General features: G+C 67.0%; 3 protein-coding genes (1 of these 3 cut by a window edge). 1 reads left to right on the forward strand and 2 read right to left on the reverse strand.

The genetic code is table 11. The annotated features are described in order from the left end of the window. Positions 1-15,742: the 5' portion of a WXG100-like domain-containing protein gene (locus NM1_RS10625; RefSeq protein ID WP_068017390.1), read on the reverse strand. 14,567 nt of this gene lie to the left of the window's left edge; the window shows 15,742 of its 30,309 coding nt (coding positions 1-15,742); it begins with the start codon at positions 15,740-15,742; its stop codon lies beyond the left edge, outside the window. Between the two features lie 44 nt (positions 15,743-15,786). Further along, positions 15,787-16,248, reverse strand: a complete 462-nt coding sequence (locus tag NM1_RS10630) for a YbaB/EbfC family nucleoid-associated protein (RefSeq protein ID WP_068017393.1) — start codon at positions 16,246-16,248, stop codon at positions 15,787-15,789. A gap of 257 nt (positions 16,249-16,505) precedes the next feature. Here NM1_RS10630 and NM1_RS10635 point away from each other — a divergent pair, with 257 nt between their 5' ends. Continuing rightward, positions 16,506-17,000 carry a YbaB/EbfC family nucleoid-associated protein gene (locus tag NM1_RS10635; protein WP_169814237.1) on the forward strand — a complete coding sequence of 165 codons (495 nt, stop codon included), beginning with the start codon at positions 16,506-16,508 and terminating at the stop codon, positions 16,998-17,000. The last annotated feature ends 11 nt before the right edge of the window (positions 17,001-17,011 follow it).

Genomic DNA, 17,011 nt, shown 5'->3' on the forward strand with positions numbered 1-17,011 from the left:
GCGCGCCCTTATTGGTGGAGTCCGCGGTGAAGGCATTGGTGAAACCACCGGTCGGGCGGAAGGAGATGGTGCTGTCGGCCGAGTTCTTGGTACCGGCGTCCGCGATCCGGAAACTATGAGTCGCAATACTTCTGCTGGTCCCGTCGATGCGCGGAGCGTAGATGCTGACCTTCACCGAGGTGCCGGTCACCGTTGTGCCGGACGGGTACGCCTCGGGGCCGGGCACGGGATCGGTCGATTCGGGGCCCGCGAGATAGGGAACGGTGGATTCGGGCCCGAGCAGGGCGAGCCGGTTCGAGGCGGCCAACTGCTGCAGCCGGGTGAACACGTCCTGGGTGGAGTAGGTCCGTTCGCCGAGGCCCCGATCCGCACTGCGGAGAGCGGGATCCACGGTGCGCAACGCATCGGCCAATTGCCTTGTGCCCCCGAAGTAGTAGAGCCAGAGGGGCCGGGTGGGAACCCATGGTGGGGCGGCGAGCAGGGCGCGCAGATCGTCGGGCACCTCCATTTCGAGTGCGGCCCCGTCCGCGGGTGCGGGCGGGCGGGGCACGGTCGGGTCGGAGCTGTGGATCCGGGGCGTGGTGCGCCGCGTAACGGCGCCGTTCTCCGTGTCGGCGGTGTGGAACCGCAGCAGAGTGTCGGCATGTACCGTGTCGCTGACGGCGTGCGCGGGCGGCGGGAACTGCGCCGGGTCGAGCGCCGGGAGAGCCCCGGCGTGCTGCCCGACGAAAGTCAGGGCGTCGATCCCCTTGGTGATCAGATAGGTCTTCAGGTCCCCGGTCAGCCAGCGCCAGCCGACCGTGACATCGAACCGGTACCGGACAGGGAATTCGGCATGGTCATCGATGCCTTGCCCTTGCCGCCACGTCGCCCCTCCCGGATCGTCGGTCCGATCGATGCCCCGGCTGCTCTGTTGCTCGCCCGTGAAGCTGGCCACCGGCCGCCACCCATCGATCTCGCCGCCGGGAATGAACCCCAGTTGGTGGCTCGCGACCCGTTTCGTACCGACGCTGGTGGCTCCCTGGACGGGCAGGGTGCTCCCGGCGCCGCCGGTGTGGCCGAGCACGGTATCCAGCGCTGCGGGGCCGGTGACCTGCGTGCCGCGCACCGTGGCGAGATCGGACACCGGGCGAGCCGAGATCGTGACGGTGATCAGGCGCGGCAGGATCGAGTAGGGCCACGAGCGGTCGACGAAACTGACACTGTTGTGACTGTCGGGTCCGTTGGCGGGGAGGGTGCGCAGGCCGAAACTGGTTGTCAGCCGATTGATCACGGCCAGGACCCCAGGGTGATAGTTGCCCGAATTCAGCTTGGTGGCACCGGGCGCCTGTTCCTCCACGAGGCGCACCGCGAGTGCGCGGAAGGCTCCGCGACCGCCGTCGACGGTGACGGTTTCAACTGTGCCGTAACCGATCTCGCCCGTCTCCTGGTAGGTGAGCGGCAGGTGCAGGCCGGGTTCCGGCGCCCGGGGGATCCGGTAGTCGGTGCTCGCGCGAACGAGCGTGGCCAGTTCGGGATAATTCTGTAAGTCGTTGTCGGTGAGGTAGAACCGCACCGCATCGGGCTCGACGACGGCACGAGTGCCGGTGCGGGGAGGCCCGTCGGACAGCAGACCGGCCGCGACATTGAGCAGGGCATTGCGGTCCGCGGTGCTGACCGACAGGAGATACACGGCGTCGACGACGAACAGGTGCGCGACCGCTTCGGCGGCGGAGTGAACGCCCGTCGAGTAGGTGCTGTCGGCGGCGGTGATGTGGTCTTCATCGGTGGTGCCGTACTGGTAGCTGCCCGCCGGAGCGACGCTGCGGTCGGCGTGGTCGCCATGGCGGCTGCCGAAGGTGAGGCCCCCGCGGTGGCCGCGTTGCCGAGCCTCGGAGCGTTGGGATTTCTTGTCGTACTTCAGCCAGTGTTCGAGATCGGTGATATCGCGCCCCAGATACCTGGGGTTGCGCAGGTACCCGCCGAGCTTCCACTGGTAGTCGCCGCCGCCCAGGGCACCGTGCTCACCGACGCCCTCGCCGATATGGGCGTCCTGGAAGATCGGCAGGGCATAGCCGTAGAGCATCTGCGGCGCGAGGGCGGTATGGAGAACCTCGGCGACCATCGACCCGGGATTCGTGGCGGGCTCGCCGAAGGCATTGCGCCACACCCATCTGCCGACACCGGTGGCCTGGTCGACAACCCAGTGCACCGCGCCGACCACATCTTCGCCTACCGCCCGCCAATTCACCGTCGACGCGGGCCGCGTGTCCGGCTCGTCGGCCGGAAAGGCGCCCGGCATGCCCGGCGGTTGTCGCCCATCGCCCGAATCGGCGTGGGCAGCAAGGGCTTCCGGCGCCACCGCGGGTTGTTGGTGCTCGTCGGCCGAATCGGCGGGGTAGGTCCCCGGCATAGGCCGGGCGGGTCCGTCGGTCGGCCCGCGGCGGCGGCGGAGCTCGTCGACGGCCGCGGTGGCGGCCTTCCGCAGGGCCTTGCTGCCGATGACGTTCTCCACGACGGCGCTGTCGGGCAGTCGCAGCACCCCGCTTTCGAGGGTGCGGCCGGTCGACGGCAGCGCGAGGAGCCGGAGGTCCTCGGCGGTGGCGTTCCGGATCGTGGGCGCGGGTCGCGGTGCGGCGGTGGGCTTGTCGGACAGGGTTCGGCCGGTGGGGACGGCGAGCCGGACGCTGCCGTCCGCGGCGGTCGCCGCGGGGGCGGCTCCGTGGCTGTAGGTGATCGTCAGTCGATGGACGGTCGGAACGGTGAAAACCTGGGCACCCGCGGCGCGCTCGCTGGTGGTGAAGTTCTGCTCGCCGACACCCCAGCCGGAACCCAGGCCCCTGGTGTCCTTGCGGGAATGTTCGTAGACCCCGGTGAGACTGCCGAACGGCTGGCTGCGGGTGGCGCTGAGCGGATTGTTCGCCGCGATGTTCACACCGGCCCGCCAATTCCGCCACAGCGGCGCCGCCGAGGACTCCGATACGCCGGATGCCGCAGATCCGGTGTAGTTCATCGTCTGCCATCCGGGGAGCGTCCAGTCATGGGTGACGCCGTCGTACGGGTCGTTCGAGGCGTAGCGCCGCTCGGTCTCCAGTGTGATCGAAATGCGTTGCATGCCGGTCGGAGTCGGCAATGCGAACCACACGGTGACGCCGCCCTCGATCGCCTCCACCAGTTCCGAACGCAGGTCGGACCCGCCGCGCATGTCATCGAATCTGCGCAGATTCTCCAGACGCCGGTCGGCGGTGGCCTGCTGCGTGAGGCGCTCCCGCAGCGCCGGGGTGTCGTCCTCGGGCGGCAGGAAGCCGTGGTCGGACAGGAACCGCCCGGCCTGGTCGAACAACGCCTCGGTGCCGTGGACGCTCAGCGGAGTCGTGCTCACCCCGAGCTGTCTCAGATGCACGATATCCGGTGTCAGGTACCGAATTTCGGTGGGTGCGTGGCCGAGGTCCCGCAGCGACGGGACCAGCATGTTCACCGGATAGTCGTTACCGCCGTGCAACGCCGTTCCGGCGGCGGGCTCGACCGGTCGTCCCCGCGGACGGACCAGCGTGACATGGACCGTCATCGCGGGCCGCACGCGCAGGAAATCCCCGAGCCGACGCAGTGAATGCGCGGTGACGGCGGAGTGGTCGAAGCCGAGTTCATGATTGTGCTCGTCGAGTAGCCCGCCCCGGAACGTGATTCGGGCTCGGGCGGGCGCGTATCCGGTCTCGGGATCCGGCGAGCCCGAGTCCAATTGGAAAGCCAGCGCCAAGGAACCGCCGAGCGAATTGGTGATCGCCGAATTGCCCTGCAGGGCCAGCTGTCTCGTGGCATAAAGCTCGAGCCGAGTCTGCTGCGCGATCGGGCCGGTGAGCTCCGTGCCGCCGCGGATGTCGACGTGGAAGCGCAGGTACCCGATCGGATCACCGGAGCTCGTGTGCAAGATCGGCGACGCCGCCGAACCACCCCACATCCGCGGCACGTGGCCCCGGAAATGGCCCTCCCTCAGGAACTCCGACAGCAATTCGACGGAGTCGGCGGATATTTCGCCGAGGTGGGACCCGAACGAGGCCATCAGATCGGCGCGGAGCCGGTCGATATTCGGAATGCCGACGATGCCGTAGAGCGGGAACTCTTCCCGTAACCGCTCGACCGGTACGGGAATCGTGGCGTCGTTCGCCGGGTCGATCACCGGCGGCTCGCCGCGAGTCATGAACTGCGGGACAAGGACTTGTAGGAGTGAGGCGTCGTGAACCGGCCGCCACCCGTCGGTCAACTGCCGAGGAGAGAGCAGGTCGGACGGACCGTGACCGAGGCGGATCTCCCACAGCGCGATCATGTCGTAGAGGTCGGATGGCCCCATACTGCGGATCTTCTGGATCGACTGGGCCGTCGCATCGACCTTCATACCGGCCGACAACTGATTGAAGGTGGCGCTCAGCTGCGGGATGATCGCCACACCCCGGAGTACACCGAGATGTACCGGGATATGGTTGTCGACGGAATACATTCCGGAGCGCTCATTGGTATTGCCGTGCCGGTCACCGTGTTCCGAGGAACCGTAATCCCATTTCTGGTTACTCACCGGGCGAACGCCGCCGACCGGCGACATCTGATCGTCGGCGGGGCCGCGAGCACGGACCGACAGACGCAGGAACGCCGGATAGGGGTTGCCCCGATGCCACACCTTCACCGGCGTTCCCGACACGGTCAACAGCTCGTCGTGCTGCTGGACCGCCGCCTCCACCGCGCGCTGTACGGAAGCCTCGAACTCCGGGCTGGTGTCGCCCACGACCATCCCGATGATCCGGTCCCGCAGGTATTCGATCTGATCCTGGGGAACCGGAAGGAGGGGGATCAGTTCCTGGATGCCGTCGCGCCGAGTACCGAATTCCCGGACCGCCGGGCTCAGATCGTCCGCCTCGTCGTGTCCGGGGTCGAGGCCGATCTGTGGCTCGAGTGTGGTGATCGGCTGGCCGGTCTCGTCGTGGAGCAGACGTGCGCGGATCAGCCTTTCGGCATGCATCAGCATCCGGGCGACCCGGACCTGCGCATGCTGGCCGGGAATCTCAGGGATACCGAACGTCCTTGTTCCGAATGTTTCGTTCCGCTCCCTGGTCACCTGCGGCTCCGGGACACCGAGGTGCTGGGCGATGTATCTGTCCTTGGTGCGGCCTGCTTTGCAGCTCTCGAGGATCCGTTGCCTTGTGCGCGAAATCCAGATGGGTTCGCTGGGGAGCGGTGGTAGCGGGTACAGGGTGCTCGGGGCTGAGCCGAGGAGCTGCCAGCGGTGCGCTTCGGCCGCTGCCGACTCGCGGCCTCTTACTCCGAGTTTGCCGCACGCGCCGCCCTTCGCCGCGTACAGCGCATCGTCTACCGCCCTCGGTCTGAGTTCACCGAATTCGAGGCGTTCGTTGAGGCTGGCGGCGATCCGTCTGGCTGTCCCGAGGGCGGAGTGCTGGAGGATTGCCTTCTGCAGGTGTGTGAGGGCGGGACCGAAGATCGTTTCGGTGTAGGTGGTGTGGTCGGTTGTGCGTGCGTGCTGGTAGGTGTGCTCGTGGAGGCGAAGGTAGAAGATCGGTTCGCCGGAGGCCGGGTTGGTGATGAGGGTGTGCGGTGTGGCGTCGGGTCGGACGATGACGATATTTGTTTCGGTGTGTCCGGTGGCGGGGTGGAATGCGAAGGGGACGTCGGGATACCGGGTGGAGCGGTTGCCCGTGGTGCGCCCTTCGCGGAGTGCGGTGATTTCGTCGTCGAGTGCCTCGTGGCGTTTTCCGGTGAGGTAGTCGCGGAATGCGATGGCACGGGCATTCTCTGCCGCGAGGTCCGCGGGGTCGGTATGGCGAGCGGGGTCGGTGAGGAATTGGATTTGGCGACGCTCCTCGTGGGCGAGTGCGGCATCGATGTCGTGGTTGGTGATGAGCGGGAGATATTCGTCGCGGGAGGCGTCGAGGTGATCGGCGATGCTATGGCGTAGTTGTTGTTGTTCTTCGGGGCTGCCCGAGCCGAACGCGTGGGCGAGGGCGGTGAGGGGGTTGGGGTGGTGGTCGCTCCAGTCGGTGGGGGTAGGTGGGTGGATGGTGACGGGAGCGTGGGGCTCGAGCGCTGTGAGGTGATGTTTGAAGAAGTTGCCGGCGGTGCGGATTCGGAGCCCGGTGAAGGTGGCGAGTACGACTCGGGCATCGGGCAGCAGTGTGGCGGTGGTGTTGTCGGGGAGATCGATTCGGGTGCCGGTGGACAGGGTGGGGTATTCGTCTCGGTGGATGAGGTCGGCGATCGTGGTGGCGCCGGACGCTTCGGGTGCGGGGAGATGGACGACGGCGGTGGTGAGGGTGCGATCGGGATTGGTGATGTGGTCGCGGATGAGGTCGATGGCGTCCGCGCCGTGGAACACGGGTCCGTCTCCCTCGGCGTTGGGGTCGGTGACGTAGTGGTAGTGGTGGTGCGGCAGCAGGCCGCCGTCGTTCATGACGGTCAGCCGCAGTGTCAGTCGGGGGTCGGTCAGATAGACGTGGGTGCCGGGCCGGAGGCGGCCGCCGGGCGGTGCGGTCAGATAGTCCAGCAGCATGGCGGGCGCGGGGAACAGGAGTATTCGGCCCGCTTCGGCGTCGGGGCCCTGCCCGATCCGAATCTTGGTGCGGGAGTTGCTCGGTGAGGTGACGGCTGGTTCGGCGGCAGGAGCGAGTGGGATGGGATGGCCGCCGTCAGGGGTGATGAGGCTGACGTGGATGGTCTCGAGTTCGTGCGGGGGTTGCGTCAGCTCGGTGTGAGACCTTCGGAGTCCGCGGTCGTGGGTGGTGATGGTGCCGTGTTCGTCGATGGTGGCGTAGTAGAGGTGGCCGCCGATGTTGTATTCACCGACGGGGCTCTTGTAGATCTCGATGATGATGGCGACGGCGGGTTTACGGGTGTGGAGAAGGTCGGCGACGGCGGCGTATGTGCGGTATTCGTGGAATGGTGTGCCCGCCGCGGCCTTGACGGCTTGGAGGGAGTGTCCTTGGGGACCGGCGTAGGGAAGGTTCTGGATGTAGCGACTGCCGGTGTGTTCTTGTACGGCGCCGAGGTTGATCGGGCCGCATTGGTTGCGGAGGGTGTGGGGCCGCGGGCGGGATGTGAGTGCGGTATCGCTCGAGTTGCCGATGCCGGTGGTGGGTTCCGGGGTAGTGCCGGTGGGGCGGTGGTGGGCGCTGCTGCCGTCGGTGGATTCCGGGCGGGGTTCGAGTGTGGTGATCGGGGTGCCGGTCTCGTCGTGGAGCAAACCCGCCCCGATCAATCTTTCGGCATAGTCCAGCAGACGTGGAATCCTGGTCTCCGGGGTTTCGCCTGGAACCTTGGAAATATATTTTGCAAATATATTTCTACGCTGGTTCCTTACCGTGGCCTCTGTGGTGCCGATACGAGGGCCGATGACATCGTTTTCGGTGTCGCCTGCTTTGAATCTCTGGAGGATCTGCCGCTGTCTGCGCGGAACCCGGATGGGTCTGCCTGGCATTTGCGGGTCGGCATTGGCGGATGCGAGGCCAGGACCGAGTGTGCGAATCGGGGTGCCGGTCTCGTCGTGGAGCAAATTCGCGCGGATGAGCATTTCAGCGTACGCAAGTAAACGATCGATTCTGACCTCATGCCCTTGACCGGCCACCCTGGCGATACTGAACGTTTCAAACAGCTTGCTCCGCTCGTTGCGCACTGTGCTCGCGGTGGAGCCGATTCGAGGGCCGATGTCTTCGCTTACGGTGTCGCCTGCTTTGAATCTCTCGAGGATCCGTCGCTGCAGAGGCGTAATTCGGATGGGTGCGTCGGGGAGTTGCGGTAGGTCTGCTTCGGTGGCTTGGTTCGGCCGCTGGGTGCGTGCGGGGCGGGGATCGGTGGCGTCGGCGCGGTGGTGGGATGTGCCGTCGGCGGTCGGTGGGGGTTCGAGTGTGCGGATCGGGGTGCCGGTTTCGTCGTGGAGCAAATTCGCGCGTATCAGCATTTGGGCATACATGTGCACGCGCCTGACTCTGACCTCCGGATCCTCGCCGATTACCTCGGGCAGATCGAATTTCCCGTGTTTCCCGTACAGGTTGGTCCGCTCGGTTTTTACGGCTCGCTCGGTGCTGCGGATGTGGGTCGCAATGTCTTTGCTCTTTACTCTCCCCGCGTTGAAGCTCTGGAGCACCTGTAGCTGTGCCGGAGAAATCTGGATGGGATATTCCGGCAGCGCGGGTAGATTCGATGCGGCGATGTCTGCGTTCGCGGCGCTTTTTGCCGCAACGAGCCGTCGGCGCTGCTCGCGGGCCGTGTCGATGGCCGTTTGGTCGAGTAGATGCCACCGGCGTGCTTCGGTCTGGGCAGACTCCCGGCCACCGAATCTCCGGTTCCTGCCGTCACCACGGGCGGACACTCCGAGTTTGCTGTATGCACCCCACTGCTTCTGGGTCATCGCGTCGTCTATCGCGCGCGGCTTGATTCCATGAAATTCGGTGCGCTGCCCGAGGTGTTCGGATATTTCCGCGGCGGTATTCCAACCTGCGGCGCGGTCCTCGAGGATCGCCTTCTGTAGTGATGAGAGTTCGGGGCCGAAAACTGTTGGGGTGTAGGAGGTTTGGATCGGAGTATGCCCGTGTTGGTAGGTGTGGCTGTGAGGGTGTTGTCGGAGGTAGTGGATCGGCTTGCCGGGGGTGGGGTCGGCGATGAGTGCGTGTCGCGTTGTGCCGGGCTCGGTGATGACGATGTTTGTTCTGGTGCGGTCGGTGGCGGGGAGGAAGGCGAAGGGGAGCCCGGGGTGTGCGGTGGAGCGGTTGCCGGTGGTGTGGCCGGTGCGGAGTGCGGTGATTTCGTGGTCGAGTGCGCGGGTGCGGGCGAGGGTGATGTGTCGGTCGAATTCGGCAGCGCGGGTGCGTTCGTTCTGGATTGCGGTGTTGTCGGTGTAGCGGTCGGGGCTGTTGAGGAATTGGTGGCGTTGGTGTTTTTCGTAGGCCTGCGCGGTGTCGATGGGGTCGTTGGTGATGAGAGGGAAGTATGTGTCGCGGTTGGCGTCGAGATGGTCGGCCACGCTGTGGCGTAGTTGTTGCAGTTCATCGGGGTCGTTTATGCCGAGGGTATGGGCGATGGCAATGAGGGGGTCGTGGTGGTGGTCGCTCCACTCGGCGGGGGCGGGGCTGTGGACGGTGATGTTGTCGCGGGTGAATGTTTCGAGGTGTTGGAGGAATTCGGGTCCGTTGAGAGTTCGCGGTCCGTCGGCGGTCTGGAGTTCGACTCGGCTGTTGGCGTAGAGGACTGCGGTGGTGTTGTCGGGCAGGTCGATTCGAGTGTGGGTGGACAGGGTGGGGTGGTGATGCAGGCCGGATTCCGCGTCGATGGAGGTGTAGGTGGTGAGCGCCCTGAGGGTGGTGTGGGTGGTGGGGTCGGAGGTGTCGGGTGCCGGGTGGTCGATGATGGTGGCGGTGATGGTGCGGTCGGGGTGGGTGATGTGGTCGCGGACGAGGGCAAGGGCTTCGTTGCGATCGAGGACGGGGCCGTCGCCCTCGGCGTCGGGGCCGGTGATGTGGTGGTAATGGTGGTGTGGCAACAGGCGGCCGTCGTTCATGGCAGTCAGTCGCAGTGTTGCCTGGTCGCTGTTGATGTAGATGCGGGTGCCGGGTTGGTAGGGGTCGATGCCGGGTTCCGCGGAGCTGGTGAGGCGGGCCAGCAACTGGCCGGGGTCGATGACCTGGATGTGAACGGGATTGCCGTCGGGGGCGAGGTCGGTCGTCGGTGGCGGCCCGAGGGTGATGGGTTGCGCGGCACGGTGGTTGGACTGGGGTTGCCCGGATCGGTCAGAGGGGCCGGGGTCGGCATCGGGGCTGAGGCCGATGCGCGGTCCGGGGTCGGTGTGGTCGTCATCGGCGTCGTCGATATTGTCCGGCGGTTGTGTAGTGGGGGTCTGCTGTTGTGGGGTGGTGAGGTCCATGCCCGGTGGGACGTGGACAGGATCGCCCGCGGCGGTTTCGGCGGGCCGGGCCGTCGGTTGTGGCGGCAATGCGGCCGAGTCGGGTGTGGGGGACGCGTGGGTCGCGGAAAGTGCTTCCGCAGACGGAGTATTGGCTCGATAGGTCCGGGGATCTCCATCCGATGACAGATTGTGGACAGGGTGCTGCGGTGCCGGTGCCGTGTCTTCCTGCCTGCGGTGGGGAGCCAGCAACTGTTCCTCGGCGCGACTCTGCAACCTCGGGGTTGTCTCCTCCCGCAGCACGCGCACGGCATCGGCTACGCGCTGATCGGCTTGTTCGAGGGCATCCCGCTTGTCCGAGGAGGGATCGGTCTGGAACCTGTCGGCGACTCGTTCGCGCTCCTCTACCGCGTTCAAGTACCGCGTGACCTCGCGGGTGGCCTGTGCGTCTTCGATCTCGGTGCGGAAGTCCTCCTTCGAGACGTACATCTTCGCCGACCCGGGCGTACCTCCGTTCTCTCGATCCGCACCCGATCCGCCGCGGGCGGACCGCCACATCGCCTGCAGCAGTACCCGTCGGGAAAAGGCCGGGCCGCCACTGATTCTGGTGATCACGCCGCCGAGTGCGATCGCCTCCGCCGTGGGTTTCGGATCGGTGCCGCGCCCACCCGCCTTGTTGATGAACATGACACTGCCCGGCGCCCCGAACTGCGCGACGAGTTTCTTGGCCGCGCCCTCGGCGGCATCCCCACCGCCGTGCGCCTTGTACCAATCGGCGTCGATCGCGGTATAGGCGAATTTCACCCCGTCCTTGATCGACAGCCCATGCTCGACGGCGTAGTCCTTCATGCGCCGGTCGATGATCGCATCGATCCAGTCGGTGACCCCTCGCTCGGAAATCTCCTTGTCCCGCCAGTCTTTCAGCTCGGTCCTGGTCTCCACGACCGTCCGCCCGCCGCCCGGCTTGTCGACCACGGTCTCCACCACACGCTCGTCGGCTCCGTGGATTTCGGCGTTGTCGAGCGCAATGTTCCACTGGGGCTGACCTTTCTGTTCGATCCCCACGATCTCGCCGTCCTGCACAGCGAACGAGATTTTCGCGGCGTCGATGACATCAGTGGCTTGGCCTTCCAGCTTCTCCTCGCTCGTCGCGTACTCCGCCGGGTCTTCCTCGATCAACTGCGGCTTGTAGAACCGCTCGACCTCCGGCACACCGAAATAGTCGCCGCGCTCGTCACGAGGGCCGCCCCAGGCGTTGTACATGACGTCTTCGACTTCTTTCGCGGTGCCCGACACACCCTTCGGGTCCTGCAGGAACCGGCTGCCGACCCACTGGTTCAGCGACATCGTCAGCACATCCTCGGGATGGTTGCCCCGCACCGTCACCGCTTCGACGATGTCGACGTACTGCCCCAGCTCCTGCAATCGGGTCTCGCTGGACTTCCCCCGATCCCACAGGACCTTGTCGTTGGTCTTCGCGTTCATCAGCATCACCATGTCGTGCTCGCGGGAGGTGACGAAGTCGCTGCCGCGGTGCAGCCCCCACCTCGCGTGCGCGAAGTTCGTGTAATGCCTGGCGTCGGCGAGCACCGAATCCCGATCTCCGGTTACGGCGGCCAGCTTGTCGGCCGCCGCGTCGCCCATCCGGGCATGCCAGAGCCCCTTGGTATTTTCCGGCCTCCCGAAGTCCTTGTCGGTCAACCCGTGTTCCAGGACCGCGACACGGAACTTGTCGTACATGTCTTTCAGACGGTCTACGGTCACCGGATCCGCGTCCGCGCGAGCACCGGCCGACAGGATGGCCCGGACCTGTCCGTCGAAGGCGGTATCGACCTCATCGAAATTCACCACGCCCTCCGGGAGCGGCTTGAATCGGCGCGCCACCCCGTGCTCGTCGGCCACCGCGTTCAAACGATCCGCCACGTCGTTCACGGGCGGCTCGGTGCGCAGCCATCGTTTGAGCTCCGGAACCACGTCCGGCGATACCCGCCCGATCTCCTCCACCATCGCGTGCGCCTCGTGCAGCCCGGCGAACAGCACCCCTTCCTTCGTCCCCACCACCAGCAGGTTCCGGCCCTCGTCCAGGGCGTTCCAGGCCCACTGCGGGAACGGCTCGTTCTCCCGCAGTTGCACCAGGTCCACCCCCGTATCCCGCAGCCCCTGCCGATGGTCCTCGTGCGTGCTCAGGTACGTCTGGAGCTCGCCCATCATGTCGACCACCAGCGGATCGCTGCTGGTCAGCGTGATCGCCACGCCATGCTCGCGGGCGTCGCGGTAACCGGCCATCACCATGAGCAGCGTCTTGCCCTCGCCGCCCTTCATGTCCGCCGGCCCGAATTCGGTCAGCACGTACGCCAGCATCTGGGTCTCCCGCGGCGTCCGCCCGTTCGGGTCGTGACGGGTCATCCACTCCGGCATCGCCGCCACCCGTTCGGCGCGAGAACCGTTGCGCACCAGAGTATCCACCTCGGCGTCGGATGCTCGCCGCCCGATCACCGGATCGGTCTCGGCGGTCCGGCGCAGCACCTCGTCGCGGAATACGAACGCCGCCTGCTGCACGGCGTCGGCGGCCGCGAGGGCCTTGCGCGTCGCCGCCCGCATCGCCTCCCGCCGGTCCGCGAGCCCCGCCTCGTATGCGTCGCGATCCGGCTTCTTCGCGTGCGCCACCCCCGCGAGCCGGTCCTCGATCACCCCGTGCATCACGCTCTTGAAATCCGCTACCGCCTGCGGGTACGCCTGCTCCTTCTCCCGCAGGTCGCGGCGCAACTCCTCCACCCGCGACTCGGCCGCGGCATCCGACTCCTCCCGGCCGAACGCCTTCTTCCAGACGGCCGATCGCTGCGCGACCTTGTTGGTGAACGCGTCCTGGATTCGCAGCGACGGTGACAGATCATGACGCTCGCGCCGTGCCGCCGCCCGCTCGTCGGGAAGACCGTCGGTGGCCCGCAGCAGCGCCTCGTACTCGATCAGCGCTACCCGCAGGCTCCTCTTGTGTTGTGTGGCTTCACGATTGAGCTGCTTCAGATACGCGCGTCGCGGCTCGCTGCCCGCTCGGGCGTCCTCGTACTCCTTGCGGCTGTTCTCCCATGCATTGCGCGCCGCCCGCACCCGATGCTGTGACGCCTCGATATGCGCGTCGCGCCTGCTCTGAAGACCGGCCTCGAGTTCGGCTTTCGCCGTCTCGTACTCGGTCCTGGCTTTCCGCACCTGATTGGTCGCGGTGTGCAGATTCTCGCGCGCGCCGTTCATCTGTGCCTCGGTGGCCGCACGCATGTGCAGGGCATCCTGTTCGGCGGCAGCGATTCTGGCCTCGGATTCGGCCTGCAACGACTCGTAACGCTCCTGCACCGCTCGCTGCACCGCGGCGTCGTGCTCGGCGAGCGCGGAATCGTGGGCGATTCGCGCCTCCTGACGCCGGGCCTCGGCCTCGTCGACCCTGTCGCGTGCGTCGGTGCGGGCAGCTTCGTTCGAAGTCTCCCGCGACCGATCGTGTTCTGCCCGTGCAGTGTTCAATTCTCGATGGCTGTCGAGCACCTCGGTCGCCGCGTTCGTGAGTCGCCTGCGCGCAGCGATGACGCTCTCGTTGCCGACCTCGACCTCGGCCCGCAAACGGTCACGCAGCCGCATCTCCCGCGGATCCATCGACTCGTCACCGCCGGTGCGCCGGTGCTGCGGGGCGGGGGCGTCGTGACCGGCGGGGGTCTCGGCCCGAGCGGCAGCGTGTTGCGCCGATGGCCCGAATTCCGGTGCGGTGCGCGGGGTTTCGGTGGGCGGCTCGGCCGGGTGCGTGATGTGCCGGGGGTCCGGACGGGCATCGCGGGCACCGTGGTTGTCGGCCCCGGGCGTATGCGTCGCCATGTCGGTGCCCGTGGCGCGGTGTTGTGCGGCGCGATGCTCGCCGATCGGCCCCCTCGATTCGACGTTGAGTCGCGTGACGGAGCCGTCGCTCACGGACGAGACGGTCGGGCGCTGCGACGGGGAGAGCGATGCCTTGTCGGTGAGGGACGACACGTCGCTTCGCTGGGGTGACACCGACTGCGCGCCGTCGGGTACGAGGTTGTTGTACCGGGAGGACTGGACCGGCGGCGTCTCCGGGCGCATTCCCGCGTTCGATTGCGGCGCAGGGGTGTTCGCGGGATCGCCTGCGAGCGATGCGGTGGGGTGCCATCCGCCGTCCACCGACGACGACCAGGACGTGGGCGGCTCCCCGCCGCTCCGCTCGTTCGGGCCGGGTGCCGTGCGCTCTGCGCGCGTGTCGGCGGAACTCGCCGACGAGTCCGGGTGGGAGTCGGCCGTGTGGACCGGCCGATCGGAGTTCGCGGTGGAGACCGGCCGGTCGGAGTCCGTGGTGGGGGACGGCCGGTCGGGATCTGCGGCGAGGTGTGAGTTGTTTCCGCCGCTCGCCTGATTGGCGGCCGTCTCGACGTGGGGCTGCGCAGTCGACTGTGGGACAGCCGAATCCGTGGAACTCGCGGCGATCGAGCGTTCCGAGGCAGCCGCGTTCGAATCGGCTCCGCCGCGCGGTCCCTGCGACGACCCCGGGTGCGAGGCGGAATCGGTGTCTGGAGTGGGGGACTGGCGATTGCCGTTTACCGCAGATCCGTTGCTTCCGCTCGCCTGGACGCGATTGTTCGGACCTTCGGTGGAGTTCGTCGTCGAGCCCGGATCACGCCCGCTGTCATTGCGCGCAGGCGGCCGGGCCGGCTCCCCGGACGGTGCATCGCTGCGTGTCGAATGTGCCGGTGACACAGTGGAATTCAGGCCGTCACGCGAGGCGTTGCCGGAGGGCCGGTCCTCGGCGAGTACATCGATTCGCGATTCGGGCCGATCCTGGCTGCCGTCGATGCTCGGCGGCGGTACGGCGCCGCCGTTCATGTAGCCCTTCTCGCCGAGGGCCTTGAACTGGGCATGGCCCGCGACACCGTGGACGCCACCGACGAGGCCGCCGCCCACGCCGCCGATGATCGCGGCGGGCTCGAATTCCCACTGGCCGGTGATGGCGCCGTAGGCGACGATGCCCGCGCCCGCGCCGACCACACCGGCGGGTACGCCCGCCCCGATCGCGTTGGCGCCCGCCATCCACCACGTCATTTCCTTGGGGACGACGAACTTGCCGCCGAGCAGCTCCTTGCCGCCGTGCTTGGTCAGCGCCTGGTTGGTCCACTTGCCCAGCTGCTTGCCGAGGACGCTGCCGACCGGCGCGGCGACCGCGCCCGCGATGCCGGACACCGCGGTCATGGTGGCCAGCTGCTTGCCGTCGATGCCGTCGCGGTGACCCTTTCCGATCTGTATTCCCTGCGCCAGAAGATCGGTGCCGAAGCCGATGCCCGCCTGCCCGGCTCCGGTAATGGCGGCCAGCTTCCACAGCGGCATTTCCGAGATCCATTTGGCGTGTCTCGCGAGCGCGGCGGTCACGCTGCGGCCGATGCCCTGGATGACACCGGCCGCCTCGGCCTGCATTGCCGGGACCGCGAACGCGCCCCACATGGTGGCCAGGGCGTAGGCGATCTCCGCGGCCAGGATCGCCAGGGTGATGATGATCTGCAGCTTGGCGTACTCGATCTGTTTTCCGCATTCGCGGCAGGAATCGCCCAGTTGCTGCAGCTGTTCGGCCAGCTTCTCGATGGACTGGTCGCCGGTGAAGAACTTGTCGAACTGGGCCTTCATTCTTTCTTCGCCGTCGCCGGAATAGCTCGCCAGCGCGGTATCGCATGCGGTGCGCAGTTCGTCGATGAGGTCGCGCACGCCCTTCGCCGCGGCGGAGAAGTGCTCGGCGAGGGCGAACATCGCGTCTTCGTCGCCCTCGGGCCACTCGGCACCGGCGAGGTAGCTGAGCCACTGCAGCCCCTCGGGCATCTGGATGCTCATCGGTCAGCGCTTCCGGCGTCGAACAGCTTGGGGATCAACTGGTTTCAGTTGTCGGCGACGGGAGATCGCCGGGTCCGGAAATCGTCGCCGGTGTGATCGCGCTCGGACGGGGGATCGAACGAGGCCCGCGTCTGTTCCGGCGCGCGGGCGGTCAGGTCGGGGAGTCCGTCGACGATCTCGGAGAGGCTCGGCAGCCGTTCCCTGGTCTGTTGGATGGGGGCGATGAGTTCATCGGCGCGGCGGGCGACCTCGGCCGCGGCCTCCTGGGTGGCGTCGGTGACGGCGTCGGCGATCTCGTCGTAGTCCAGTTCGTCGATGTCGTCGGCGAACTGGGTCTCGATCACCACTCCGTCCGCGTTGACGGTGATGCGTACCCGGCCCTCGCCGGCGGTGGCGGTGGCGGTGAGTTCGACGCGCTTCTGTTGCGCCTCGGCGATGGCGCGGATCTGCCCGTTGACCGTGTCGAGTAGGTCGGCGAGGCCGCCTTTCATGCGTTCGGTGTTCACGTCGAATTCTCCTGCTGCCCGAAGAGATTTCGGAATCCCCGACGGGGCCCGTATCGATTCCCTGGCGAACGTACCGCATTTCCAGGCGCGAAATCTCCCGCGATTACGCACGGAGTTACGTTCCGCTTACGCCCGCCCGGCCGAGTTACATTCGATTTACTCTCCGGTGTGCCGAATGGTGTTCAATTCTGTTGGGCGACAGCCGCACCGGATGCGGGGTCGCAGAATCTGCTCGACCTGAGATGCGGAGGCTTCTGGTGGCGAATGAATGGCTGCGGGCCGACGCCGCGATGATGATGGATGCATTGTCGGAACAAATGCAGGGAATTGCGAAGATCCAACGGGATCGGTCGCGGCTCACCGCCACCGCTACCGCGTGTCAGAAGCGGATCACGGTGACGGTCAATGCCGATGGCATTCTCATCGAGACCAGGTTCGCCGACGATATCGGCGACCTCTCCTACCCGGAGATCGCGGAGGCGATGACCGAGGCCGTGCAGGCCGCCGCCCGGAAGGCGAGCGAGGACGGCCGCCGGTTGATGGAACCGTTGCGGGAGCGCAAGTCTCGGCTGCCCCGCCTGTCCGATCTGATCGAGGGTGCGCCGGATCTGGGGTCCGCCATGCCGGTGGCGCCGCCCACCTCGGTGGCCCCGCCGAATTCGCCGGAACGGCGGTACGACGACGAGGACACGCGTTTCGGTGATGCGGAGCAGCCGGGGCGCCGGTCGATGGTCAGCGACCACGACGAGTGAGGCCGTAGCGT

The organism is Nocardia mexicana NBRC 108244 (assembly GCF_001613165.1).
Taxonomy (GTDB): Bacteria; Actinomycetota; Actinomycetes; order Mycobacteriales; family Mycobacteriaceae; genus Nocardia; species Nocardia mexicana.